19 protein-coding genes are annotated in these 24,851 nt (G+C 34.1%); 9 read left to right on the top strand and 10 right to left on the bottom strand.

Annotated features, from left to right (window positions below; genetic code table 11):
• Window positions 1–31: 31 nt before the first annotated feature.
• Together I130_RS15910 and I130_RS15915 are read right to left on the bottom strand one after the other, a co-directional pair.
• On the bottom strand, window positions 32–2,452 hold the full coding sequence (locus I130_RS15910) for a YfhO family protein (protein ID WP_034925570.1): 2,421 nt from the start codon (window positions 2,450–2,452) through the stop codon (window positions 32–34).
• 25 nt (window positions 2,453–2,477) lie between these two features.
• Window positions 2,478–2,750 (bottom strand): hypothetical protein, encoded by a 273-nt coding sequence (locus tag I130_RS15915; RefSeq protein WP_034925572.1) that lies wholly within the window; start codon window positions 2,748–2,750, stop codon window positions 2,478–2,480.
• A 109-nt stretch (window positions 2,751–2,859) separates the two neighbouring features.
• Here I130_RS15915 and I130_RS15920 point away from each other — a divergent pair, with 109 nt between their 5' ends.
• On the top strand, window positions 2,860–3,831 hold the full coding sequence (locus I130_RS15920) for a transporter (RefSeq protein ID WP_034925574.1): 972 nt from the start codon (window positions 2,860–2,862) through the stop codon (window positions 3,829–3,831).
• A gap of 60 nt (window positions 3,832–3,891) precedes the next feature.
• On the opposite strand, the gene I130_RS15925 is transcribed toward I130_RS15920, so the two are convergent.
• The 3 genes from I130_RS15925 to I130_RS15935 all read right to left on the bottom strand — a co-directional run bounded on the left by I130_RS15925 (window position 3,892) and on the right by I130_RS15935 (window position 8,585).
• Window positions 3,892–5,151 carry an aminotransferase class I/II-fold pyridoxal phosphate-dependent enzyme gene (locus I130_RS15925; protein WP_034925577.1) on the bottom strand — a complete coding sequence of 420 codons (1,260 nt, stop codon included), beginning with the start codon at window positions 5,149–5,151 and terminating at the stop codon, window positions 3,892–3,894.
• Window positions 5,152–5,304: 153 nt separating this feature from the next.
• Complete coding sequence (locus tag I130_RS15930) at window positions 5,305–6,345, bottom strand: PLP-dependent cysteine synthase family protein (RefSeq protein ID WP_034925745.1); 1,041 nt, start codon at window positions 6,343–6,345, stop codon at window positions 5,305–5,307.
• Window positions 6,346–6,446: 101 nt separating this feature from the next.
• Window positions 6,447–8,585, bottom strand: coding sequence for a S9 family peptidase (locus I130_RS15935; RefSeq protein WP_034925580.1), 2,139 nt, complete (start codon window positions 8,583–8,585; stop codon window positions 6,447–6,449).
• Window positions 8,586–8,650: 65 nt separating this feature from the next.
• On the opposite strand from I130_RS15935, the gene I130_RS15940 reads away from it, so the two are divergent.
• The gene (locus I130_RS15940) at window positions 8,651–8,974 is read left to right on the top strand and encodes a YbaB/EbfC family nucleoid-associated protein (RefSeq protein WP_034925583.1); all 324 of its coding nucleotides are present in this window, start codon (window positions 8,651–8,653) and stop codon (window positions 8,972–8,974) included.
• Between the two features lie 100 nt (window positions 8,975–9,074).
• Here I130_RS15940 and I130_RS15945 read toward each other — a convergent pair whose 3' ends face one another.
• The 3 genes from I130_RS15945 to I130_RS15955 all read right to left on the bottom strand — a co-directional run bounded on the left by I130_RS15945 (window position 9,075) and on the right by I130_RS15955 (window position 13,149).
• Complete coding sequence (locus I130_RS15945) at window positions 9,075–9,590, bottom strand: redoxin domain-containing protein (RefSeq protein WP_034925587.1); 516 nt, start codon at window positions 9,588–9,590, stop codon at window positions 9,075–9,077.
• Between the two features lie 94 nt (window positions 9,591–9,684).
• Complete coding sequence (locus I130_RS15950; protein WP_034925589.1) at window positions 9,685–10,713, bottom strand: threonine aldolase family protein; 1,029 nt, start codon at window positions 10,711–10,713, stop codon at window positions 9,685–9,687.
• Between the two features lie 36 nt (window positions 10,714–10,749).
• Complete coding sequence (locus I130_RS15955; RefSeq protein WP_034925592.1) at window positions 10,750–13,149, bottom strand: zinc-dependent metalloprotease; 2,400 nt, start codon at window positions 13,147–13,149, stop codon at window positions 10,750–10,752.
• 97 nt (window positions 13,150–13,246) lie between these two features.
• Between I130_RS15955 and prfB the strand changes: the two genes are divergently transcribed.
• From prfB to I130_RS15975, 4 genes are all read left to right on the top strand, one after another.
• Window positions 13,247–14,345, top strand: a protein-coding gene (gene prfB / locus I130_RS15960) for a peptide chain release factor 2 (protein ID WP_157480607.1) whose coding sequence is annotated in 2 segments (ribosomal slippage) — window positions 13,247–13,309 and window positions 13,311–14,345 — 1,098 coding nt in all. Because the reading frame shifts where the segments join, the coding sequence is not laid out codon by codon here.
• A gap of 57 nt (window positions 14,346–14,402) precedes the next feature.
• Window positions 14,403–14,747 (top strand): arsenate reductase (glutaredoxin), encoded by a 345-nt coding sequence (arsC, locus tag I130_RS15965; protein WP_034925598.1) that lies wholly within the window; start codon window positions 14,403–14,405, stop codon window positions 14,745–14,747.
• A gap of 33 nt (window positions 14,748–14,780) precedes the next feature.
• Window positions 14,781–15,158, top strand: coding sequence for a hypothetical protein (locus I130_RS15970; protein WP_034925747.1), 378 nt, complete (start codon window positions 14,781–14,783; stop codon window positions 15,156–15,158).
• 83 nt (window positions 15,159–15,241) lie between these two features.
• On the top strand, window positions 15,242–17,740 hold the full coding sequence (locus tag I130_RS15975) for an outer membrane beta-barrel protein (protein WP_034925601.1): 2,499 nt from the start codon (window positions 15,242–15,244) through the stop codon (window positions 17,738–17,740).
• 123 nt (window positions 17,741–17,863) lie between these two features.
• Here I130_RS15975 and I130_RS16750 read toward each other — a convergent pair whose 3' ends face one another.
• Complete coding sequence (locus tag I130_RS16750; protein ID WP_034925605.1) at window positions 17,864–18,040, bottom strand: hypothetical protein; 177 nt, start codon at window positions 18,038–18,040, stop codon at window positions 17,864–17,866.
• 207 nt (window positions 18,041–18,247) lie between these two features.
• Between I130_RS16750 and fumC the strand changes: the two genes are divergently transcribed.
• A complete protein-coding gene (fumC, locus tag I130_RS15985; RefSeq protein ID WP_034925607.1) occupies window positions 18,248–19,645 on the top strand; it encodes a class II fumarate hydratase in 1,398 nt (465 codons plus the stop codon).
• A 628-nt stretch (window positions 19,646–20,273) separates the two neighbouring features.
• Here the strand turns inward: fumC and ccsA are convergent.
• Window positions 20,274–23,444, bottom strand: coding sequence for a cytochrome c biogenesis protein (gene ccsA / locus I130_RS15990; protein ID WP_034925610.1), 3,171 nt, complete (start codon window positions 23,442–23,444; stop codon window positions 20,274–20,276).
• A 121-nt stretch (window positions 23,445–23,565) separates the two neighbouring features.
• Here ccsA and I130_RS15995 point away from each other — a divergent pair, with 121 nt between their 5' ends.
• Together I130_RS15995 and I130_RS16000 are read left to right on the top strand one after the other, a co-directional pair.
• Window positions 23,566–24,327: a Rossmann-like and DUF2520 domain-containing protein gene (locus I130_RS15995; protein WP_034925612.1), complete on the top strand. Its 762-nt coding sequence runs from the start codon at window positions 23,566–23,568 to the stop codon at window positions 24,325–24,327.
• The gene (locus I130_RS16000; protein WP_034925615.1) at window positions 24,311–24,838 is read left to right on the top strand and encodes a KdsC family phosphatase; all 528 of its coding nucleotides are present in this window, start codon (window positions 24,311–24,313) and stop codon (window positions 24,836–24,838) included. The genes I130_RS15995 and I130_RS16000 overlap by 17 nt, the downstream gene beginning before the upstream one ends.
• Window positions 24,839–24,851 lie beyond the last annotated feature (13 nt).

Consider the following 24,851-nt stretch of genomic DNA (forward strand, 5'->3'; position numbering starts at 1 on the left):
TGCCACTTTAGAACCTGCAATTTAATCTCGTTTAGTCCTTCCTTTTAAAAGAAAAGTAAATTCCTCCAAGTGTTAGTAATCCAAGCAAAACTGAACTGGCAAGTGCAATACTACTTCCCGTTTTAATAACCTGTGGCTCAAATTTAAAGGTTATGGTATGGTCTCCTGCTGGAACTTGCATTCCTCTCAAAACATAGTTTACATTATAATGAGGTGTTCCCTTCCCATCTATGTATGCATTCCAGCCATTTTCGTAATACATTTCAGAGAAGACTGCGTATTGCTCTTTAGAGGATGTAGATTTATAAACTAATATATTTGGCTGTTGTGAGATCAGCTTTATGCTTGCAGTGGAATCTTGTGCTTTGCTCACTACTAATTCAGAATTCTTAAACTCAGAATTAATGATTGCAGTAGTATTGATATCTGTATCTGCAAGACTCAGAATTTCTTCATTCGGAGTATTTACCCATTTAATGGTATTCACAAACCAAGCATTCCCCATAGCCTCAGGATTTTGCTGAGCAGTTGGCCCTTCCTCCGTTGGGACTATAAAATACTTCACATTAAGCATATTAAGCATCGACATATTATTCTTAGAAATATAGAAATCATAAAGATCCTGAATTCTTCCCGGTTTGGCGGCATGATAACCACCAATGGAATTATGAAAATAGGATGTTCTCCCGGTATTAAATGGACTTTCCGCAAGATCAAAAACACGATAATGCCCTTTATCTTCTAAAATCTTTTCATCTGCAGAAGTTTTCTGGAATGGCTTATTCATAACTCTAGCTGCAACAAAATCTTCATTGTTCACATATCTTCTATCTACTCCAACTAAGTCAAACAAGACCAAAAAGATAAAACCTAAAATAATAAAGTTGTTATTAGCCAGCTTCTTTAGGTAAGCATAAATAAATCCAGCAGCTATCAATACTAAAATTAGAGACCTTAAAGCATCTTCTGTGAAAATAGATATTCTATCTTCCTTCAAGGCACGGACGAACTCTGCTCCCATTTGCTCAATATAAACCGAATCACTTCCTCCACTAAAACTAAATAAAGTAGATTTTAGCACCAGTAGTATTAAAGCAAAACCACCTGTAATTATCGTTGCCCATTTAAGCGCATAAAGTTTTTCTTCTTCACCTTCAAAATTATTGAAGAGTTTATGCAAACCAAAAACAGCAAGAATAGGAATACACAATTCGGCAATAATTTGAATAGAGGAAACTGCTCGAAACTTATTATAAAGAGGTACAAAATCTATAAAGAATTCAGTAACAAAACCAAAATTCTTGCCCCAGGATAAGATTAGTGATAAAATAGTTCCTCCCACGATCCACCATTTTAATCTTCCTTTAATTAAGAATAGAGCAAAGACAAATAAGAAGATAATACTAGCACCGATATAGGCAGGTGCTCCAACAAAAGGTTGATCTCCCCAATAAGTAGGAGCGTTCTCTGCAAAATCTTTTGCCTGCACAGGAGATGCACCCATTTTTAATAATTGGGCATACATTTCTGAATCTTCATCAAGTGTTTCTGAACTGGAACCACCCATAAATCTAGGAATAAATAGATTTAATGTTTCAGCAATCCCGTAGCTATATTCAGTGATATAGTCATAATTTAATCCAGCAGTTTCCTTCTGTTTTCCTTCCGCAGTAATACTTAATCCAGTATCTCCTCGAGTACTATGTTGTGTATATTCTTGAGTGGCTAACAAATTAGTCGCATTGGTAGCAATTGATAATAAAACAGCCAGCGTCATTACACCTAATGCCTTAAAGAAATGTGGTAATTGCTTTTTTCTGAAGGCATCAAATAAATAAACTAATCCCAGAACTATAACAAGCAATAGTAAATAGTAGGTCATCTGAAAGTGATTTGCTCCAATTTCTAATGCCATTGCAAAAGACAAAAGTAAAAACCCACCGATGTATTTGTTTCTGAAGCAAAGCAATATTCCCGCAAGAACCATTGGCATATACGCAATTGCATGTGCTTTGGCATTGTGTCCTACTCCAAGAATAATAATAAGGTAAGTTGAAAAGCCGAAAGCCAAGGCACCCAAAAAGGCAATTTTATAATCTAATTTTAAAACCAATAGAAGTATATAAAACCCTATAAAATATAAGAATAAATAATCTGCCGGCCGTGGTAGAAATCGTAAGGCAGAATCTAGTTTTTTAATATAATTATGAGGATAATAAGCACCTAATTGATAGGTTGGCATCCCACCAAATGCAGAATCTGTCCAGTAAGGTTCTTCTCCAGTTTGGGCTCGAAAGTCATTTTGCTCTTTAGCCATTCCGGTATACTGAACAATATCACTTTGAAAAATTTCTTTTCCTTGAAGAACAGGATTAAAATATGCTAGGGAGATAATGAGAAAACCAAAAACCACAAGAATGTGTGGTAAAAAACCTTTTAAGGATCTAATCATAGATAGAATTTAATAGGACCGAAAATTAATCAATTTCTTCGAAATCAATGTACTCCCCTACTTTTTTATTAGAACTACTTGTTTTTGGTTTATCTGAATCTAGAATAACCTTTCCCTTCTTTGGAGCTTTTGGAGCAGCTGTGCCATTAAACTGTTGTTGGAATTTTTGTCCAATTCTTTTGAGGAACCATTTTAAGATGAGTGGTCCAAACCATTTTATAAAAATTTTAAAACCGAAATATATTAAAAGGATTATTAATACGGTCTTTAAAACACTTTCGAATGATGCTTCGTGCATTTGTATATAGTTTATGCAAAATTACTATTCTGATGAGACAAATTGGGTATCTATATCCATAAAAAAATAATAAAATCTTCTATATTTGATTCGACTAACAACAACTTATATGAAACACTTACCAATCAATATATTTACATTCATTTTATTAATTGCCTCAGGTTATTCAAGCTATGCTCAATACACAGAGACCATAAATTCCAACAGGCCTGGAGCATCTCAAGGAGCATTTTCTGTAGGTACTGGAGTTATACAATTAGAAGCGGGTGCTTACTTTGGAAATGAAAGTCATACTTTGTTACGTACAGATACAGATATATTAGGAGCCGATTATTCTCTACGTTACGGGTTATTCTTTGAAGCTCTAGAAATTAGTTTAATAGGTTCATTTGAAGATAATACAGAATTCATAAGAATTGGTGCAAATGATGTAGAGTTCAAAACTCGGAATTTTAAGACAAATACCTTGGGTGCTAAATATTTGATATTTGATCCAAGTAGATCTATAAAGCCAGATAAACCGAATCTTTATAGCTGGAAGGCTAATCAGAAATTTAAATGGAAAACTTTAATACCAGCAGTTTCTATATATGCTGGAGCTAATATCTCTCAGGCTATTAATCCATTTCTTTATGAAGGCGAAAAATCTATAACACCAAAAGTCGCACTTATCACTCAAAATAACTGGACAGGAAGCTGGGTATTAGTGATGAATCTTATTTTGGATAAATTAACTGAGGAGTTTCCTAGCTATACGGGAATTGTTACCCTTACTCATGCATTCACCCCTAAGTTTGCTGGGTTTATGGAGTACCAAGGTATTATAAGTGATCTGTATGCAGATGATATCGTTAGAACTGGAATGGCCTATTTAGTAACAGATGATCTTCAATTTGATGTTTCTGGGTTGATCAACTTCAAGAATACACCAGATAGATGGCAATTAGCCGCAGGAGTTTCTTATAGATTAGATCTTCATAAAAAAGAAGAATACCTAGATGATTCTTATGAAGGTGATAGAAGGAGAAAGCGAACGGAGAAAAGTGAAGAAATCGAACCAGAAATTGACGATCAGAAATAAAAATTAAACAAAAAAATCCGCTTTAATAGCGGATTTTTTTTTGTTTAAATATCTAAGTAATTACTCTCCTAATGAAGCTGTAACTGCTGCAGATAATCTTTTATATGTTCCGTTCTCCAGTCTTTCTCTAATTATAGAGAAAGCAGTTAACGTAAGTTCTATATCTTCTAAAGTATGTGTTGCAGTTGGGATCATTCTAAGTAAAATCAATCCTTTTGGAATAACTGGATAAACCACAATAGAACAGAAAATTCCATGATTCTCTCTAAGATCCCTAACAAGAGCCATTGCTTCAGGAATACTTCCTTTTAAATAAACTGGAGTTACACAACTTTGAGTAGTTCCTATATCGAAACCATTCTCTTTCAATCCACTTTGTAATGCGTTAACATTTTCCCACAATTTAGCCTTTAGTTCAGGCATTGTTCTAAGCATATCTAAACGCTTCAAAGCACCTACAACTAATTGCATTTGTAAGGATTTCGCAAACATTTGAGAACGTAGATTATATTTTAAATAATCCATGATTTCCTTGTCCCCTGCTATAAATGCACCTGTACTTGCTAATGACTTAGCAAAAGTTGCAAAATATACATCTATATCATCTTGAACTCCTTGCTCTTCTCCTGCTCCTGCTCCCGTAGCTCCTAAAGTTCCAAATCCGTGAGCATCATCAACAAAAAGTCTAAAATTATATTTCTTTTTAAGTTCAACAATTTCTTTAAGTCTTCCCTGCTCTCCACGCATTCCAAAAACACCTTCAGAGATCAAAAGAATTCCCCCTCCAGTTTGTTCACATATTTTAGTTGCTCGTTGTAAATTCTTTTCGATACTTTCCATATCGTTATGCATATAGGTAAAACGTTGACCCAAATGCAATCTTACTCCATCTATTATACAAGCATGAGCATCTACATCATATACAATAACATCTTGCTTAGATACTAATGCATCAATGGTAGAAACCATTCCTTGATAACCAAAGTTTAAAAGATAAGAAGCCTCTTTATTAACAAATGAAGCCAATTCATCTTGTAACTTTTCATGAAGATCTGTGTGTCCACTCATCATTCTGGCTCCCATTGGGTAAGCAGAACCATATTCGGCTGCAGCTTCTGCATCTACTTTTCGTACTTCAGGATGATTTGCAAGACCTAAATAATCATTGATACTCCAGGTAATTACTTCTTTACCACGGAATTTCATTCTATTAGAAATTGGTCCTTCTAACTTTGGGAATACAAAATACCCTTCAGCCTGTTGTGCCCACTTACCTAAAGGTCCTTTATCCTTATATATTTTATCAAATAAATCTCTCATAGATTTTTTTTATTTACATGTTGCAAAAGTACTGAAATGCAACTCAATTTTACAATAATAATATTTAACCACTAGCTCCCACTAAGAAACCTAAAAGCATCCTGTTAAAAGGATGCTATCAGTTTTATATATTATAGAGGGTGCATCCTATCCTTATTTTATAATTTCTATAGGCTGCGATTCCGCTTCTCTCTTAGAGTCAAAAAATCCTTGCGCCTCCATCCAGTCATCACTATATATTTTACTCATATATCTAGACCCGTGATCTGGAAAAATAACAACAACTTTACTATTCTCATCAAATTCTCCTTGCTCTTGTAATTGTTTTATTCCCTGCATTGCTGCTCCACTTGTGTACCCAAGAAATAACCCTTCAGTTTTAGCAAGTTCTCTAGCAGTATGCGCACTATCTTCATCTGTTACCTTGACAAATTCGTCTATGATATCAAAATCTGTAGCGGAGGGAATTAAATTTTTTCCTAAACCTTCAATTCTGTAAGGATAAATTTCATCTTTATCAAAAGCTCTGGTCTCATGATATTTCTTCAAAACAGATCCAAATGCATCTATACCAATAACTCGGATATTAGGGTTTTGCTCTTTTAAAAATCTTGCCGTTCCTGAAATTGTTCCTCCTGTTCCACTACAAGCAATTAAATGAGTTAGCTTCCCTTCTGTCTGATTCCAGATCTCAGGACCTGTAGTTTTATAATGTGCTTCAATATTTAATTCATTAAAATATTGGTTAATATACACTGAACCTTCATTTTCTTTATGCAATCTTTTAGCAACCTCATAATAAGAGCGCGAATCGTCTGCAGGAACGTGTGCAGGACATACATAAACTTTAGCTCCCATGGTTTTAAGCATGTCAATCTTATCATTAGAAGACTTCGAACTTACCGCAAGAATACATTTATAGCCTTTTATAATACTTACCATTGCAATACTAAATCCTGTATTTCCAGAAGTAGTTTCAATAATAGTATCACCCGGTTTTAATATTCCTTTTCTTTCTGCTTCTTCAATAATAAATAAAGCGATTCTATCCTTGGAAGAGTGACCAGGATTAAAAGATTCAATTTTCGCGAAAAAATCTCCACTAAAATTTTTGGTAATGGAATTCAACCGAACTAAAGGAGTGTCTCCTATTAACTCTAATATATTCTCGTATACCTTTTTCTTTTCAGTCATAAAATTAAATTCATTTTCCAATTTAAGGATTAATTGTTTATTCTTAAATGTTAAAACAATCTTAATCCAAAAATCGCCCAAATTTAAGGCAAATTTTTCAATTACTCGGTAATTCCTTCTAAGTCTAATAAAAAGGCATATTCTTCTGCTACTTCTTTTAATGCTTCAAATCTTCCGGATGCGCCTCCATGTCCAGCATCCATGTTAATATGGAAAAATAATTTATTGTTATCGGTTTTAAATTCCCTTAGTTTCGCTACCCATTTCGCTGGCTCCCAATATTGAACCTGAGAATCATGCAATCCAGTTGTAATTAGCATATTAGGATAGGAGTGTTTACCAACATTATCATAAGGCGAATAAGAGAGCATATACTTATAGTACTCTTCCTCATTTGGATTTCCCCATTCATCATACTCCCCAGTTGTAAGAGGAATTGTATCATCCAGCATTGTAGTCACTACATCTACAAAAGGGACTGCAGCAATGATCCCATTATAAAGTTCTGGAGCAAGATTCACAACAGCTCCCATAAGTAGACCACCTGCAGACCCGCCCATCGCATATAAATGTTCTTCTGAAGTATATTTTTGATCTATTAAATATTTTGAAACATCTATGAAATCTGTAAAAGTATTCATCTTTTTAAGCAACTTTCCATCTTCATACCAAGCTCTTCCTAGATATTCCCCACCCCGAATATGAGCAATAGCATAAACAAAACCTCTGTCTAATAAACTTAGCCTAACACTAGAGAAATAAGGATCTATCGTAGATCCATAAGATCCATAAGCATATTGCAATAATGGATTAGAACCATCAAGTTTGAGGTTATTCCTGTAAACAAGAGAAACCGGAATTTTGGTTCCATCTGCTGCAGATGCCCAAATTCGTTCTGATGTATAATTTTCTTTATTAAATTCCCCTCCTAATACTTCTTGTTCTTTAAGTACCACTTTCTCTTTTGTGGTCATATTAAAATCAATAACCGAGGTAGGATTATTTAAGGAGTTGTATGTATACCTTAAAATATCTGTATCAAAATCTGGATTTATACTGGTATAGGCTGTGTAAGTTTCATTGTTAAATGGTAGATAATAGCTTTCATCTGAATGCCATTTAGTGATCTTTATTTTATTTAAGCCTTCGTTTCTCTCACTTATTACAAGAAAATGCTCAAAAATATCTACATCTTCCAGTAGGTAATCTTCTCTATGTGGAATTACCTCAACCCAATTTTCTTGTCCGGTTTTATCTTCCGGAGTTTTCATTAATTTAAAATTTGTAGCTCCATCTTTATTAGTTAAAATATAAAAGGAATCTTCAAAGTGCGTAAGACCATACTCTAGGTTTCTCTCTCTAGGTTGCACTACTCTAAATTCGCCATGAGGATTATTTGCCTCTAAAATTCTAAATTCACTTGTTAGTGTACTATGACAACCTATAATTAAATATTTTTTCGATTTAGATTTATAAATGTATGTGTTATAAGTTTCATCCTCTTCTTCAAAAACCAACTGGTCGTCTACAGATTTAGTTCCTAATACATGTTTATAAATTTGATTGGAACGTAAAGTTTTATTATCTTTTTTGGTGTAAAAAAGAGTTTTATTATCGTTTGCCCAAGTAGAACCACCAGTAGTAGTTTTTATTTTTTCTTTAAGTATCTCTCCTGTCTGTAGGTTTTTAACCTGAATGGTATATTTTCTTCTACTAACAGTATCCACACCAAATGCTATCAACTTATTATCTGGACTTACATTTAATCCACCCAAACTATAATATTCATGTCCTTTTGCCATTTCATTCACATCGAATAAAATTTCTTCAGGTGCTTCTAAACTTTCCTTTTTTCTGGAATAAATCGGATAATCTTTACCTTTTTCAAATCTGGTTAAATACCAGTACCCATTCAATTTGTAGGGAACAGATGAGTCATCTTCTTTGATCCTAGCTTTCATTTCATCAAAAAGATCCAACTGAAATTGCTTGGTATGAGCAGTCATTTGCTCATTATACTCATTTTCCTGCTCTAGATAACTAATAACTTCTGGATTCTCTCTATCCTTCAACCAATAGTAATCGTCGTTCCTAATAGTATTATGAGCTTTTAATTCTTTGGCAATCTTTTTAGCCTTTGGAGGATAAATTTCAGTTTTCAATATCGGGTAATTTTGTGCTATTATATTAGAACTGACAAAGGTAAGGCTTCCTAATAAAAAAAGTATGAGTCTTTTCATTTTTAGTATTATATCGTCTTGTAAATTAATAAATTTGTATTTAATAATTTATAAAACTAAAAACTATGTTTGGAGATATGATGGGGATGATGAATAAAATCAAAGAAACCCAAGAGAAAGTAGAAGCTACAAAAGAACGTCTTAAGACCGTTTTAATAGACGAGCAATCCAGCGATGGTCTCTTAAAAGTAACTATTACTGCAACTAGAGAAATTAGAAATATTTCTATTGCAGATGAGTTATTAGAAGATAAAGAACAATTAGAAGATTATCTAGTATTAACTTTGAACAAGGCGATAACCAAAGCTTCAGATATCAATGAAGCTGAGCTAGCTGCTGTAGCTAAAGACGGAATGCCAGATATTCCTGGTTTAGATATGTTTAAATAATAATAGGCTTCAGTAGAAACCTCTCGACTATAATTAAATTGAGCCAATCGAAATACTAATAGTATCTCAATTGGCTCAATATATATTTTCAGAAATAAGACTAAGCTTCTCCTCTTGCAGGATAATCTTCATTTAAAACAAATGAAATAGATTTTAACAGCTCATCAAATTTTGGTCTCGCAAACGGCATACTTTGAATTGATGCTGCATAAAGAGTTCTGTCTGGTTTAATTAAAAACAGAGCTGGTTCAAAGAAAACATCTGGTTCGTTATCACTTATACCATCAGATATAAAAAGATCCCATTTTCTTGCATTTTCAATTGAAAAATCAAAACCTATAGTTAATTTTTCAACATCCCATTTCATTGTAGTCTCTTCTGCTATTGACCTTGTGTTGGTGCTAATACATATAACGTTAACACCTTTATCTCTAAAACTATCTATTTTAGAGTTTAATTCTTCTAAATAAGACTTACATACAGGACAGTGCAGACCTCTATAAAAAACAACCATTGTAAAATTCTTAGGTTGTTGGTCACGAAGATCCCATGTCATTCCGTTTACTGTGTCTACTACAAGTTCCGGAACTTCTTTCCTCGGTATTAAATTCTTCATAATTCTAGCTAATTTTATTTGTTCTGAAAAATATAGAAATTAAAGGGTTTAAGCCTCTTCGATTTTTATAATCTTCTGTTAAGCTTTACTACATCTAAAATTGAATTTCCTTCAGAACTTGTAAAAATTTCTGATGCTGTTCTTCCGAATAATCCAAATGCGTAACAACTCTGAGCTTTCCTTGGCCCATATTACTGATTCTTATATTCTCTTTCTGAAGCTGTTTCATAAAACTCTGCTCATTAGAGGCATCTTTTAAGTAGAAAATGGCGATGTTAGTTTCCACATATTCCACCTTAAGAATATAGGGTAAACCAGCTAAAATCTCTCCTATCTCTTTTGCTCGCTTATTGTCATCGGCAAGTCTTTCCACATGATTATCTAATGCGTAAATACCCGCGGCTGCCATAAATCCAACTTGTCTCATCCCACCACCTAGCACTTTTCTGACTCTAATAGCGTTTTTCATAAGATCTGAATTTCCAATTAGTACAGATCCCATTGGGGTTCCAAGTCCTTTAGAAAGACATACAGAGATAGTATCAAATAACTTACCGTATTCCTTAGGCGATTCTCCTTTAGCAACGAGTGCATTAAATAGTCTTGCCCCATCTAAATGCAAACCTAGACCATGAGTATTACAAACTTTACGGATCTTCTTGATCTCTTCTAGATCGTAACAGGCACCCCCGCCCTTATTGGTGGTGTTTTCCAAACAAACCAGACTGGTTAACGGACTATGGTAAAAATCTGGCGGATTAATATTCTCTTCAACTTGCGCTGCAGTAATCATTCCTCTATCTCCATCTATTAATTTACAGGAAACTCCGCTGTTAAAGGAAACTCCTCCGCCCTCATAGTTATATACATGCGCCCATTTATCACATATCAATTGCTCGGCAGGTTGGGTGTGTAATTTAATTGCAGCCTGATTAGCCATACTTCCCGTTGGGAAAAATAAAGCTTCATCTTTCCCAAACATATCGGCTAACTTCTTCTCCAACTCATTTACAGAGGGATCTTCTTTATAAACATCGTCTCCAACTTTTGCACTCATAATAGCTTGCAACATTTCTTTAGTTGGACGAGTAACTGTATCGCTACGTAAATCTATTTCCTTCATATATTTTTTCTGAATATTTTTTAATACTAATGTTATCTAATTATAACTTCCAATTGGTGAACCATCAGGAATTTTTGGTGCTGGTTGTATTGGCTCAAATAATTCTGGCTTTGTTTTAAATTGTTCTATTTCTCTTAAAAGTTGAGATCTAAAAACTTCGCTTTTTGAATTCGATTCTAACCACGATTGTAATGAAGAAATCGCAGAGTTAGCAATAGCCTTCACTTGTGGAATAGATTTCTTATTAACAGCCAAATTAAAAAGATGTTGCAAAACGTTATAATTTATACTGTTTTGAACTTCTTGCAAATATGAGTTTTTATATGTCTTTTTAAGGCTGGCAGTAATTAATTCCTCCAACACCTCATTTAAACCCAATTGAGAATTATCTAAAGCTTTTTGCTGAATTAACCTTGCCGCTCGTTCTGGATGTAATAAATATCCTAAACTAAGATCACTGGCAGTCCCTGCAGCTCCTAACGCATCAAATGCAACTCCTGTATTGCTTTTAAAAGACTCTCTGCTCCTTTCAAATCCATAAGCTCTAGGCGGAAATAAATCTAACTTATCTTTAGGAATAGCTAAAACTTCAGCATCTAATGTTTTTAAATATATGGAAAGTGCTTCTTTTTGATCTTCAACAGAAGCTATTTTTACAATGTTTTGATTATCGCCTTTTACAGCATACGTATAATCAAGTCCTCCAATAACTTTCGCAACGGCTTCAGTTTGATATCTATGAAGAAAAAATAAGGGAACAAACACATCTTCTAAAACGGAATATGATTCTCCTGTTCTTATATTTTCTATACAAAAATTGGAAATTGCTTTATTTCTTATTTCTAATAGTTCCTTTAAACCTTCGGAAGCCGAACTTCCATTATCCCATAAATGTCCGAATGCATTAGCTCCTCCAGAAGCTCTTGCATCACTATCTGTTATAAAACGAAGATTTTGATTTTCTGCTTCAGCTAAAACACCATTTAAAAATTCTTTTTCTTTTACTTCCGAAGGTAAATCTGCATAAGAATATTTTACTGTAATCTTATCCCATGCTCCAATCCCAACACTATAAGCATCCTCTACTACGATCTCATCATTTTCAATTTTAAACTGAGGATGAGGATAATCCATAACCGAAGAATTCTCATTGGTACTCGCAGCAAAGTTATGCGCAAATCCTAAGGTATGTCCTACCTCATGGGCAGACAATTGTCGAATTCGGGCAATTGCCATTTCCATCATTTTATTATGATTTTCATCTTTTTCAGCAAAAGGTTTATTCAATAATGCTTGGGCGATCAAGAAATCCTGACGAATTCTTAAACTCCCTAAACTTACATGTCCTTTAATGATCTCTCCGGTTCTTGGGTCTATAACACTCGCCCCATAGCTCCAGCCTCTAGTAGATCTATGCACCCATTGTATTACATTATATCTCACATCTAATGGATCTGCCCCATCTGGCAACATCTTTACCTGAAATGCGTTTTTATAACCAATTGATTCATAAGCCTCATTCCACCATCTAGCACCATCTAAAAGGGCAGATTTTATTGGTTCTGGAGTTCCAGGATCCAGATAATATATAATAGGTTGCACCGCTTCACTTATTTCTTTATTAGGATTTTTCTTTTCCAAACGATGTCTTGTGATGTATCGCTTTTCTATAGGTTCAAAAACAGGTGTGGAATAGTCTAAGTAAGAAATATAGATAGCTCCGCTTCTGGGATCGAATGCTCGTTTTTTATAATTATCATCTGGCAACTTAACAAACGAATGATGTTGAGTTACGGTGATAGAATTATTATTTGGTAGCACATCTTTAAGGGTTTGGCTTGTCGCATTTCCATCAAAGGTCAATAAAGCTTCAAACTCCACGTTATCTGGAAAAGCTTTGGTTCGGTCTAGAGATAATGCACTCTTAGATTTATTCAAACTAAAACTCCCATGATTCCCGCTTCTTAATCTATCTGAAACACCATGAGCATCCTCCATTAAAAAAGAAGTTAGATCTATAAAGTAACTACCACCTTTTACCTCCTTAATTTCGAATCCATATAATACAGAGGTTGCAAATGCTTCCTCTACACTCTTTTTCTCTAAATCATTCTCTGTAATGGCTCTATATTTTAAATTTGGCTGAATTAAAAGCAATTTATTTCCAGCTTTAAAAAATTTTACAACCGCTTCATTACCTAACTGCCCTCTATCCAAACCAACATCATTAGAACCAATTCCTGTGGTTAAAGAGTGTACATACAAGAATTCAACATCAAGATCTTTTACTTCTAAAAATATTTTATCCTCTTTCTCTGAATATTCAAAATTGAAAAACCCTTTATATTTCTTAAGATTTTCTTTATCTGATGTAATTTGTGCGTAAAAAGAGCTTGAAATACTGAGGCACAGGAAAATAGCGAAAAATGACTTCATAGAGAGATATTAAATGTTGTCTAAAACTATAAAATTATTGTAAAATAGTTTTAAGAACCTATGTTTAATTCTATTTTTACTAAAATTAATAACAGATATGATCACTTCAGAACATATAAAAGATCTTAAAGATCGCCTGGTAGCGTTAAGGAGGTATCTTTGACGTTGATGCCAAACAGATAGAAATCTCCAATTTAGAGGAAAAAACATATGCGCCAGATTTTTGGGACAATCCTAAATCTGCAGAAACTCTTATGCGTGATCTAAACGCTGAAAAAAAATGGGTGGATGATTATTTAGCAGGTGAAACTCTTGTTGAAGATCTCGAAGTTATTTACGAGTTTTATAAAGAGAAAGAAGCTAGTGAAGAAGATGTAGAAAACCGACATGAAAAGGCTCTGGAATTAATTGAAGATCTCGAGTTTAAAAATATGCTTTCTGAGGAAGGCGATAGTTTAAGCGCAGTTTTACAAATAACCGCAGGAGCTGGAGGAACAGAAAGTTGTGATTGGGCAGAAATGCTCATGAGAATGTATCTTCGTTGGGCAGAATCTAAAGGTTTTAAACTCAAAGAGCTCAATTATCAAAGTGGTGAATCTGCGGGAATTAAAACGGTAACTATAGAAATTGAAGGCGAATATGCTTTTGGTTGGTTAAAAGGCGAGAACGGCGTACATAGATTAGTACGTATTTCTCCATTTGATAGTAATGCCAAAAGACACACTTCCTTTGCATCGGTATATGTGTATCCTCTTGTAGATGATAGTATAGAAATAGATGTAAATCCTTCTGAGATCTCTTGGGAGACGATGCGCTCTTCTGGAGCTGGGGGACAAAACGTAAATAAGGTAGAAACAGCGGTAAGGTTACGCCATGCTCCCACCGGAATCGTTATAGAAAACTCTGAAACTCGTTCTCAATTAGAGAATAAAACCAAAGCAATGCAACTTTTAAAAAGTCAGTTGTACGAAATAGAACTTCAAAAACAACAGGCACAACGTAGGGAAATAGAAGATTCTAAAATGAAAATAGAATGGGGATCACAAATAAGAAATTATGTGATGCACCCTTATAAATTAGTGAAAGATGTTCGTACTGCAGAGGAGACTGGAAATGTAGACGCAGTTATGGATGGGGCTATAGATCCCTTTTTAAAGGCCTATCTTATGATGATGGGACAACGGCATGAAGATTGATATTATGTCCCCTAATATTGAAAATTTAATTTTAATTGCGTATTTTAATCTCAGCTAATGATTACAGTTTATCATAACCCCCGATGTAGTAAATCTAGAGAAGGATTGGCATTAGTTCAAAGTTCAGGTAAAGATTTCTATGTAAGAGAATATTTAAAAACTCCCCTCTCTGAAGAAGAATTAGAGAAATTGATTAAAAAACTTGATATGTCTCCACTTGAATTGGTGAGAGAAAATGAAGAAATTTGGAAAAAAGAATTTAAGAATAAGGAATTAAGTAGTGAGGATGTAATGTTAGCTTTAATAAAATATCCTAAACTAATTGAAAGACCAATTGTGGAAAATGATGAAAAGGCAATTGTAGGAAGGCCCTCATCAAAAATAAAAGAATTATTATCCTAAATTGGATTATATATAATTATTAAAATGCTGAAAATGAAAGTTAAAAATAGAATTCAACTATTAGGTCTTTCTACTATATTGGTTGGAGGCTTTGTAGTTGCACAAATATATATTCACAATAAAAATTCTAAGGAGATTAGAGAGATCGCTGCGGAAATCGCTCTAGAGTGGAATGAAAAATTAGGTCTTACTGCTGCACAAACTAAAAAACTGGAGGCTACTATTGTAGAATTTACTATTCTTAAAAACGAGATCATAAATTCGAATAGATCCCAAAAGTTTATTATTAGAGATCTTAAAGTCACTCAAGAGAGGGAGCATAAAAAATTAAAAAAATTCTTCAACAGTGCACAATTCACTGCTTATGTAGGGATTAACAAAAAAATTCCTAATCAATTAATGGATGTCTAAATTCATTTTTAAGTTTAGTGGATATTTAACACTTGTCATTTAAACCTTCTCCTTCTAAATAGGTCTAACAATAAAATATTGTTATGACCTTCAAAAAAGTGCTCCTATTCAGCTTTTTGCTGATTTTTTTTATTTCCAGCCCGTACTCGGGATACTCACAATCCAAACAATTCACTATTTCAGGAAAAGTTATAGATGATGCTTTGAACGTTCCTTTGGAATATGCAACCATTGCTATTACTAGACCTAATGACCCGAAGTTTTTAGATGGAGGAGTGACAGATATAAATGGAGAATTTTCCATTAAGGTTCCACCGGGAGTATATAATATTACTATAGAATTTATATCCTATACTTCACAAAATTTCAAAAATAAAACTGTAGAATCTGATCTTGATTTGGGAACTATTAAATTAGGAATAAGTTCTTCTAGTTTGGATGAAGTTGTTGTTCGTGCAGAAACTACCCAAGTAGAGGTGCGATTAGATAAGAAGATCTATAACATCGGGAAAGACCTTACAACTAAAGGAGGAACTGTGAGCGACGCCTTAAGCAATGTGCCCTCTGTGGCAGTAGATGTAGAAGGTGCAATTAGTCTTCGTGGAAATGAAAATGTACGTGTATTAATTAATGGAAAGCCTTCTGCAATGGCTGGCTTTGGTTCTACTAACGTATTAGGACAATTACCTGCAGATGCTATAGATCGTGTAGAAGTGATCACCTCGCCATCTGCTCGATATGATGCTGAAGGTACCGCAGGAATCATCAATATTATATTAAGAAAAGAAAAAACCCTTGGTTTTAATGGTTCTGTAACTGCAAATATTGGAAATCCAGATGATTATGGAGTTACCGTTAACGCTAATTTGAGAAAAGATAAATACAACCTTTTCACCACTACTGGTTTCAACTATAGCAATGCCCCAGGAAATGCTTTTTTTGATACTCAATATTTCAATGGTACATTTGATAGGGTAATAGAAAACAGAGATTACGATAGATTAAGAAGAGGATTCAATACAAATCTTGGAATGGAATATTACATTACAGATATGTCCTCACTTACAGCAAGCGTATTTTATAGATTAGGTAATAATAGCGATGTTACTAAGAATTATACTAATAGATTTATAGATAATGAATTAGTAGTGCAAACCTTAAGAAAAGAGTTTGAATCTGAAGATGATAACAGTTATCAATTTGCGTTAAATTATGTCAATAAGTTTGATGAAAAAGGACATAAATTAACTGCAGATTTTCAATATGAATATGACAAGGAAAAGCAACCTTCTTTGATTTCTGAAGATATTACTTTCTCTGATGATGCTCAAAACATAGGTTTCCTTGCAGATGAAGAAACCAATTCTATAGAAAAGCAAAATGAATATCTTATTCAAGTAGATTACGTTCGTCCAATTGGTGAAGATTCTCAATTTGAAGCAGGATATAGGGGTAATTTCGAAAATCAAATTACTGATTATACACTTAGACAGCAAGACCCTGAGAGTCTTCAGTTATTAGTTAACGATACACTTACAAATATTTTTGATTATACTGAAAACGTAAATGCTCTTTACACCCAATATGGAACAAAATTTGGCGATTTCTCTTTTCTTTTAGGACTTAGATTAGAAAACACTCAATTAAAAGGTAAGATCGATTCCCAATTAAGTGATGAAGAGATTACTGAATCTTTTGGATTCCCTATAGACACGGATTTTGATAATAATTATTTAGGACTTTTCCCTACAGTGAATTTAATCTATGAGATTGCTAAAACTGAAAATATAACTTTAGGTTACAACAGAAGAATCAATAGACCAAGAGGATGGTTTATTAACCCTTTCCCATCTAGATCTAGTAGAACCAATGTTTTCCAAGGAAATCCTAATTTAGCTCCAGCCTATTCTAGTGCATTTGACCTTGGATATTTAAAAAGATGGGAGAAGCTTACTCTTACTTCTTCTGTTTACTATCAATATGAGACTGATGCTTTTGAACGCGTTCAACAAGGTACAGGTGAATTTATTGACGGTATAGAAATTATTAGAACCATTCCTATTAACTTAGGTACTAATGAGCGTATAGGTGCAGAGGCCGGAGTTTTATACAATCCTGCCAAATGGTTGAGACTTAATGGAAGTATTAATTTCTTTCAATTTAAAACTGAAGGAGATTTTAATGGGATAGATTATGGCGCTAAGAATAATAGTTGGTTTGGAAGATTTAGTTCTAAAGTAAGTTTACCTGCAAAAATTGATTGGCAAACCAATGCTTTTTATAGAGGTGCTCAAGAAAACTCCCAAACTAAAACAGATGGGATTTTTAGTTTAGATGTTGCTTTAAGCAAAGAGATTTTCAATGAAAATGCAACATTATCCTTAAATGCACGTGATCTTTTAAATTCTAGAAAACGTTCTTCTGTAACTACTACAGATAGATTTATTCAGGAAAGTGAGTTTCAATGGAGACAAAGACAAATTACGTTGTCCCTTACTTATAGATTTAATCAGAAGAAAAATCAGCAACGTAAAAGAGAAAATAACAATGCAGGTGATGATGGAGGAGACTTTGAAGGCTAATCTCTAAAACGTTATTAAAAATTAAAGGTTGTCAAAATTGGCAACCTTTAATTTTTTTGCACAAAAAAAGATACAATAGCAAGAACTACCGTATCCTATATAGTTAAAATTAAAAGCTAAATACTAAGCTTTCAACTCTTTTTCCTTTTTTCTTTTTTCTCTCTTTTCCTTAATCAATTCAGTAACAGATCCACCTATCCAATATGGAACGATTGCTACCAAAAATATCATTAACCAAAATCCCATGGTTAAAATAACTAAAAAAGCTAGAAAGCCTAAGTATTGATCAAATTCAAACATATCTTCTGAAGATTTTTATATCGAAGCAAAGATAGTAAGTCTTACTACGTTCTGCCAAATAAAAATTGATTTTTTAGATTAAAAATCAATTTTTTGATAAATCCAACCTAAATAAAGGATTCTATATAAAAACTTAAAAAATTTGTATAAAAATTAAAGAAATAAAAATCTTGAAAATGTAAATTTGTAATCTAATCGAAAAAAATTATGGATTACAGAATAGAGAAAGATACAATGGGGGATGTAAAAGTCCCTTCAGATAAATTGTGGGGAGCACAAACCGAACGTTCTAAAAATAATTTTAAAATTGGTGCAGCTGGCAGTATGCCTCTAGAAATAGTGTATGGTTTTGCCTATTTGAAAAAGGCAGCAGCCTTTACAAATTGTGAACTTGGTGCTCTACCTGTAGAAAAAAGAGATTATATAGCAAAAGTATGTGAAGAGATTCTAGCAGGAAAACATGATGATCAATTTCCTTTGGTGATTTGGCAGACTGGAAGTGGAACTCAGAGTAATATGAATTTGAATGAGGTGATTGCAAATCGTGCGCATCAATTGGCCGGGAAAACTATTGGAGAAGGTGAGAAAACTCTTCAACCAAACGATGATGTGAATAAATCACAATCATCTAACGACACTTTCCCTACAGGAATGCATATTGCTGCTTATAAAAAGGTAAGTGAAGTTACTTTACCAGGAATTCTGAAATTAAGAAATACCTTAAAGAAGAAATCAGAAGAATTTAAGGATGTGGTTAAAATTGGTCGTACTCATTTTATGGATGCCACTCCCCTAACCCTAGGACAGGAGTTTAGCGGATATGTTGCTCAATTAGATCACGGAATTAAAGCTTTAGAAAACACATTGCCTCACTTAGCAGAATTAGCTTTGGGTGGCACTGCCGTAGGAACTGGATTAAATACTCCAAAAGGATATTCTAAAAGAGTAGCGGAGTTTATAGCGAAATTCACAGGGCTTCCTTTTGTTTCTGCTCCTAATAAATTTGAAGCATTAGCTGCTCATGACGCTTTTGTAGAATCTCATGGTGCTCTAAAACAATTGGCAGTTTCATTGAATAAAATTGGAAACGATATTAGAATGCTTTCGTCTGGTCCTAGAAGTGGAATTGGAGAGATAAGTATTCCTGCAAACGAACCGGGGTCTTCTATTATGCCTGGAAAAGTGAATCCTACACAATGTGAAGCCTTAACTATGGTTTGTGCTCAAGTGATGGGGAACGATGTTGCTATTACTGTTGGAGGTATGCAGGGTCAGTTTGAATTGAACGTATTTAAACCAGTTATGGCTGCAAACTTTTTACAAAGTGCACAATTAATTGGTGATGCATGTGCTTCTTTTGATGAGCATTGTGCTCAAGGTATTGAGCCTAACAAGAAAAGGATCAAAGAGCTTTTAGATAATTCTTTAATGTTGGTAACTGCTTTAAATACCAAAATTGGATATTACAAAGCTGCCGAGATCGCAAACACTGCACATGCCAACGGAACTACTTTAAAACGGGAGGCTGTGAATTTAGGTTATGTTACCGAAGAGGAGTTTGACGAATGGGTTAGACCTGAAGATATGGTTGGAGGATTGAAGTAATTGATTTTTCAAATCCTTATAAGTTAAAAGCCGCCTCGAACGAGGTGGCTTTTTTTTATTAGAACTATCGACAGGCTCAGTTTGACAATATAAAATTAATTTGTTGTCATTCCGACGCAGGAAGAATCTCATAGAATCCTATTACATTTAAAATAAGTTAAAAATAAGTGAGATTCTTCATTTCGCTTCGCTTCTTTCAGAATGACAACTAAACCAATGTCTAGCTTCCCGAAGCACAGGGAAGTCGAAGACTCTTTTGGTTAAAAGCACACTTTGATAGGGCTCAGTGTGACAATACAGTATAAATTTATTGTCATTCCGACGCAGGAGGAATCTCATAGAATCCAATTACATTTAAATAAGATAAAAATAAGTAAGATTCTTCAATCCGTTTCACTCATATAAGAATAACAAAGGCTAATAAATGTACGGCTTCCCGAAGCACAGGGAAGTCAAAGCCTTTTCATAAGTTCAAGTACACTTCAAGCTCAATTTGACAATTCCGTTAGCTATCCGTAACTTGTGCCACATTCCATTTCTTGTCCTTTCGAACGGAGTCGAGAAGTTCTTGGAACAAAAAAAGCCTACTTCAAATTGAAGCAGGCTTTTTTTATATCGATTATTAGAATTACTTAGCGTAATGTTTTTTATATTTCCAGTAGGAAACTGCTCCTAGTACTGCAACACCAGCCACCGCATAATATATAAATGTTGGTGTGATCACTTTATCTCCACTTGCATATGAATGTAATCCAGCCAAATAGAAGTTAACTCCAAAATAGGTCATCATAATACTTGCAAAAGCTATAATTGCCATTAAATTAAAGAACCATCTGCTTCTTAATCCAGGAACTAAACGCATATGTATTACAAAAGCGTAAACCATTATACTCACTAAGGCCCAAGTTTCTTTTGGGTCCCATCCCCAATATCTCCCCCAGCTTTCATTAGCCCATTGTCCTCCTAAGAAGTTTCCAATAGTTAACATTACCAATCCAACAGTTAATGCCATTTCAGTAATTATTGTGATCTCTTTAATATTCAATTTCATTTTTTCTTTATTCTTATCGGTAGTAAGAATCATAAGAATAAGAGATACCGCTCCTAGTATCATTCCTAAGGTGAAAGGTCCATAACTACCAACAATAACAGATACGTGGATCATTAACCAGTAAGAGTCTAGTACAGGCTGTAAATTCGCGATTGCAGGATCCATCCAGTTCCAGTGAGCAATCATTAATATCATAGCGGTCACAAAGGAAGTGGAAGCGATCGTTAAAAAGCTTTTTCTTCCGAAAGCCAAACCAAAGAACATCGTTGCCCAAGCAACATAGATCATAGACTCATAAGCATCACTCCAAGGTGCATGACCTGAAATATACCATCTTGCAGCAAGTCCTAAGGTGTGTACTATAAATAAAAGCAAGATCACAATTGCACTGGTTTTGATCAGACCTCTAATTATTTTAGAATCTTTAAAAATTTGTGTGATTACCAAAATAAGCATAATTAACCCTGCAAACATGTACCACATAAATAGACTTCGGAAAATATCATATTTATTATAAAGCACTTCTGCATTTATCTTATCTTCTGATGGCATAACATCTGCTCCAAACTTTTTTTGATATCCTGTTATACTACCAAGTAATTCATCAGATTGTGTATAATCTCCTGAAACTTTGGATTCCCGAAGAGTATTCATATAAATTGGTAAGATCTGCCTTGCATAAACAGAATCCATTCCCGTTAATTTTGATTCTGCTACCTCTGGAAAAGAGATCCATTTGTTATTCTCATCTCCTGGTACAGGGAAAATCCTCAATACTTTACCTTGTAAAGCATTATAGAGTAAATTTACTTTTCTATCGGTTTCTATGAAATCCTTTTGAAATTGATTTGGAACACTTGCTTTATATGCTCCTTCTAAATAAGGAGAAAGTTTGTAAGCTCCAGATTCATCAAAGAAATTGGTCAACGCAAGGTATTGTTCATCTACATGTACCCCAGCAATATGCCTAATGCTATCGTTGTTAGGTTTCACATAAATTAATGGAACATTATACCACAAGGCTGGATTAGCGGTCATGGAGATCAAGATCTGATCGGCATTAAGACCTTCATATGAATCTTTCTTGCTAAGTTTTCTTATTAATTCAGAAGAAAAAGTATTAGCCGGCTTCATTCTTCCACCTGCATCCTGAATCACCAATTTTCCAAACTTCGCAGCATGCTCAGCTGAAACAATAGTGCTTTGAAGCATAGAATCTACGCGTGCCTTATTAGAAGTTACATGGGCATGAATATCATCTTGGGAATCTTGAGCAAATCCAGAACTAAAACTCAAAAATACTGCAGCTATTAAGGTAAGTGCTGCTTTCTTTTCTTTCACTTTATCTAACATTTCCTTCAATTTTCCGAATCTACTTCCTTTATCAAACAAGATCAACATAAGCCCTAAATACAACAAGAAATAACCAATGTAGGTGATCCAGGTTCCCCAAAAATCGTGATTTACAGAGAGTACGGTTCCCTTTTCATCTGGATCAAACGAGGCTTGAAAAAATCTATATCCTTCCTTATCTAACACATGGTTCATAAAGATCTCATATGGTTGTGAACCCTTATCATCTATAACATCAACCTTACTTTTAAAGGAAGCGTAGCTAGGAGTGGGATTATCTTCGGTGCCAGGATATTTTGCGGCAATAAAATCATTCAACTTAATAGAAAATGGTAATTCCATTTCTCTAGAACCATAATTAAGGTAGATATCTAAACCGCCAACTTTAAGATTCTTAGGTGGATTTACAACACCTTTAGCCCCTAACATACTTATGCTTTTAGATTCTCCTCCAGAAGTAACTTTTAAAGTAACTGCATTGAGTTGAGTTGGAGCTTTGACTTCCGTAGGAATAATATCATAATTCCCCCTTGCCATTGGCTCAGGAATTACAAATTGCATTCCACCAACATTATATAAAGACCTTAACATTAAAGCTTGTGTGCTATCTGCTACTACTTCCCCTTTAAATTGATCTGCCATTCTCATGAAATCTCCCTCAAATGGAGATCTTAACTGGTAGGTTCCCTCCTCTTCATTAACTTCAATATTTATCGCCCCATCTGTAGGTTTATTTAGTGTAAATAGCGTATTATGAATGTTAGCTATTTCTCCCTCTTTTAAATAATGATCGTGTCTTTCGCCATCTCCAGCTTCAACAATCTTAAGATAATTATCACCATTTTCAGCTAATATTAATCCTTCTTCGGCACCATGAATAAAGTTTACGACCTCTATAGCCACATCTTGACCGTTAAAATCGGTATTAATAGTAATATCGTTATCTGTTTCGGGAGCTAAAAGAACTGCTTCTTCCACAACTCTTCTACGAGGTTCTCCGTCTATTTCTCCGTCTAAATAGGCGGTTAAATAAGTCCTTTCTGAAAGAAAAGAACTAGTAGTCTCACCTTCACGAATTGGCATAATGCCCTCGTAACTGATATATCTGGTTACAAAAGCACCAACTAAAATTAAAATGAATGACAGGTGAATTAAAAGAGAAGACCATTTTTCGCGTTTATGCATCCCATATCGGATGATATTTCCGCAGAAATTGATAACAAAGAATAACATAATTCCTTCGAACCACCAGGTATTATAGATCAATACTCGAGCGGTTTCTATTGTGTACCAACTTTCTATGAATGTTCCCAGAGCCATTGATATGGCGAAGACAATGAACAAGACTGCCATAATTCGGGTAGAGAATAGGACAGACGCTATTTTATTTTGCATTTGGAGTACTTTAAAACGATGCAAATTTAACTAAATTTAAACAGTTAGACCTCTTTAAAAACAAGCAATTCCTATCTTTAAATGTTAATTTTAAACTCAGAAATTTTGGTATTTTAGCCAAATGAAGCGTATTGTACTTTTTGGAACCGGAAATGTAGCTACTCATTTATTTGAAGCTTATAAAAATTCCAATAGTTTTAAGATCATTCAGGTTTATAATCATGCTTCAGAAAGCCTACAAGCTTTCGAGGATCAGGTAGCTATCACTACCAATTTAGATGAAATACTTTCGGCAGATATTTATATTCTAGCTTTAAAAGATGATGTTTTAGCTGAAATAAAAGAACATATAGGAAAAACGGATACCTTAGTATTACACACTTCTGGATCAGTTTCTATGGATGTTCTCAAAAAATTCAAGAATCACGGGGTATTTTATCCGCTTCAGACCTTTTCTAAAAACAAGGAAGTAGATTTTTTTAATATCCCTATTTGTATTGAAGCTGGTAATAAAGAAAGTGCCAATATTCTGGAAGAATTAGCTTCAGAAATTTCAGAAAAAATATTCACAATCTCTTCTCAACAAAGGAAGACCCTACATGTGGCTGCTGTATTTGTAAGTAATTTTGTAAATTATCTTTATACTGAAGGAGAAAAGATATGTGCAGAGAGTCAGATCCCTTTCGAAATATTGCATCCATTAATTCTAGAAACCGCTCTAAAAGTAACAAAAATGAGTCCTATAGAATCTCAAACAGGTCCTGCTAAAAGGAAAGATCAAGATGTTATTAATTCTCATTTAGTTTTACTGAGTGAGGATCAACAAAAAATATATTCACTTTTAACCCAATCTATTCAAAACCTCCATGGAAAAGAATTATAAAGAATATCTAAATCACATAAATACGTTCATTTTCGATGTTGATGGAGTACTTACAGATGGTACTATTCAAATTAATACCGCAGGAGAATTATTGCGGACTATGAACATTAAAGATGGTTATGCCTTAAAAACTGCTGAAATGGCAGGATACAATGTTTGTATAATTTCTGGAGGTAAAAATGAAGGAGTTAGAAAACGTTTAAGGGACCTAGGTATTACTAATATTTTTCTTGGAGTTGCAGACAAAGTAGAGCAGTTAAAAGAATTTATGGATATCTATGATATTAACCCAGAACATGTGCTTTATATGGGAGATGATATTCCAGATCTATACGTCATGAAACTAGTTGGAATGCCTTGTTGTCCTCAAGATGCTGCCGCAGAAATTAAAGATATTAGCCGATATATATCTCATAAAAAAGGTGGAAAAGGTTGTGTACGTGATGTGATAGAGCAAGTTTTAAAAGTACAAGGAAAATGGCTTCAAAATCATGACGCCTCCAAAAGCTAGAAGCTCAAACTTT

It is taken from the genome of Gillisia sp. CAL575 (assembly GCF_000403785.1).
In the GTDB taxonomy this organism is placed as follows: Bacteria; Bacteroidota; Bacteroidia; order Flavobacteriales; family Flavobacteriaceae; genus Gillisia.

Bases quoted from the DNA above. Each gene is read 5' to 3' on its own strand.
- I130_RS15910 (WP_034925570.1), bottom strand. From the start codon at position 2,452: ATGATTAGATCCTTAAAAGGTTTTTTACCACACATTCTTGTGGTTTTT.
- I130_RS15915 (WP_034925572.1), bottom strand. From the start codon at position 2,750: ATGCACGAAGCATCATTCGAAAGTGTTTTAAAGACCGTATTAATAATC.
- I130_RS15920 (WP_034925574.1), top strand. From the start codon at position 2,860: ATGAAACACTTACCAATCAATATATTTACATTCATTTTATTAATTGCC.
- I130_RS15925 (WP_034925577.1), bottom strand. From the start codon at position 5,151: ATGAGAGATTTATTTGATAAAATATATAAGGATAAAGGACCTTTAGGT.
- I130_RS15930 (WP_034925745.1), bottom strand. From the start codon at position 6,345: ATGACTGAAAAGAAAAAGGTATACGAGAATATATTAGAGTTAATAGGA.
- I130_RS15935 (WP_034925580.1), bottom strand. From the start codon at position 8,585: ATGAAAAGACTCATACTTTTTTTATTAGGAAGCCTTACCTTTGTCAGT.
- I130_RS15940 (WP_034925583.1), top strand. From the start codon at position 8,651: ATGTTTGGAGATATGATGGGGATGATGAATAAAATCAAAGAAACCCAA.
- I130_RS15945 (WP_034925587.1), bottom strand. From the start codon at position 9,590: ATGAAGAATTTAATACCGAGGAAAGAAGTTCCGGAACTTGTAGTAGAC.
- I130_RS15950 (WP_034925589.1), bottom strand. From the start codon at position 10,713: ATGAAGGAAATAGATTTACGTAGCGATACAGTTACTCGTCCAACTAAA.
- I130_RS15955 (WP_034925592.1), bottom strand. From the start codon at position 13,149: ATGAAGTCATTTTTCGCTATTTTCCTGTGCCTCAGTATTTCAAGCTCT.
- arsC (WP_034925598.1), top strand. From the start codon at position 14,403: ATGATTACAGTTTATCATAACCCCCGATGTAGTAAATCTAGAGAAGGA.
- I130_RS15970 (WP_034925747.1), top strand. From the start codon at position 14,781: ATGAAAGTTAAAAATAGAATTCAACTATTAGGTCTTTCTACTATATTG.
- I130_RS15975 (WP_034925601.1), top strand. From the start codon at position 15,242: ATGACCTTCAAAAAAGTGCTCCTATTCAGCTTTTTGCTGATTTTTTTT.
- I130_RS16750 (WP_034925605.1), bottom strand. From the start codon at position 18,040: ATGTTTGAATTTGATCAATACTTAGGCTTTCTAGCTTTTTTAGTTATT.
- fumC (WP_034925607.1), top strand. From the start codon at position 18,248: ATGGATTACAGAATAGAGAAAGATACAATGGGGGATGTAAAAGTCCCT.
- ccsA (WP_034925610.1), bottom strand. From the start codon at position 23,444: ATGCAAAATAAAATAGCGTCTGTCCTATTCTCTACCCGAATTATGGCA.
- I130_RS15995 (WP_034925612.1), top strand. From the start codon at position 23,566: ATGAAGCGTATTGTACTTTTTGGAACCGGAAATGTAGCTACTCATTTA.
- I130_RS16000 (WP_034925615.1), top strand. From the start codon at position 24,311: ATGGAAAAGAATTATAAAGAATATCTAAATCACATAAATACGTTCATT.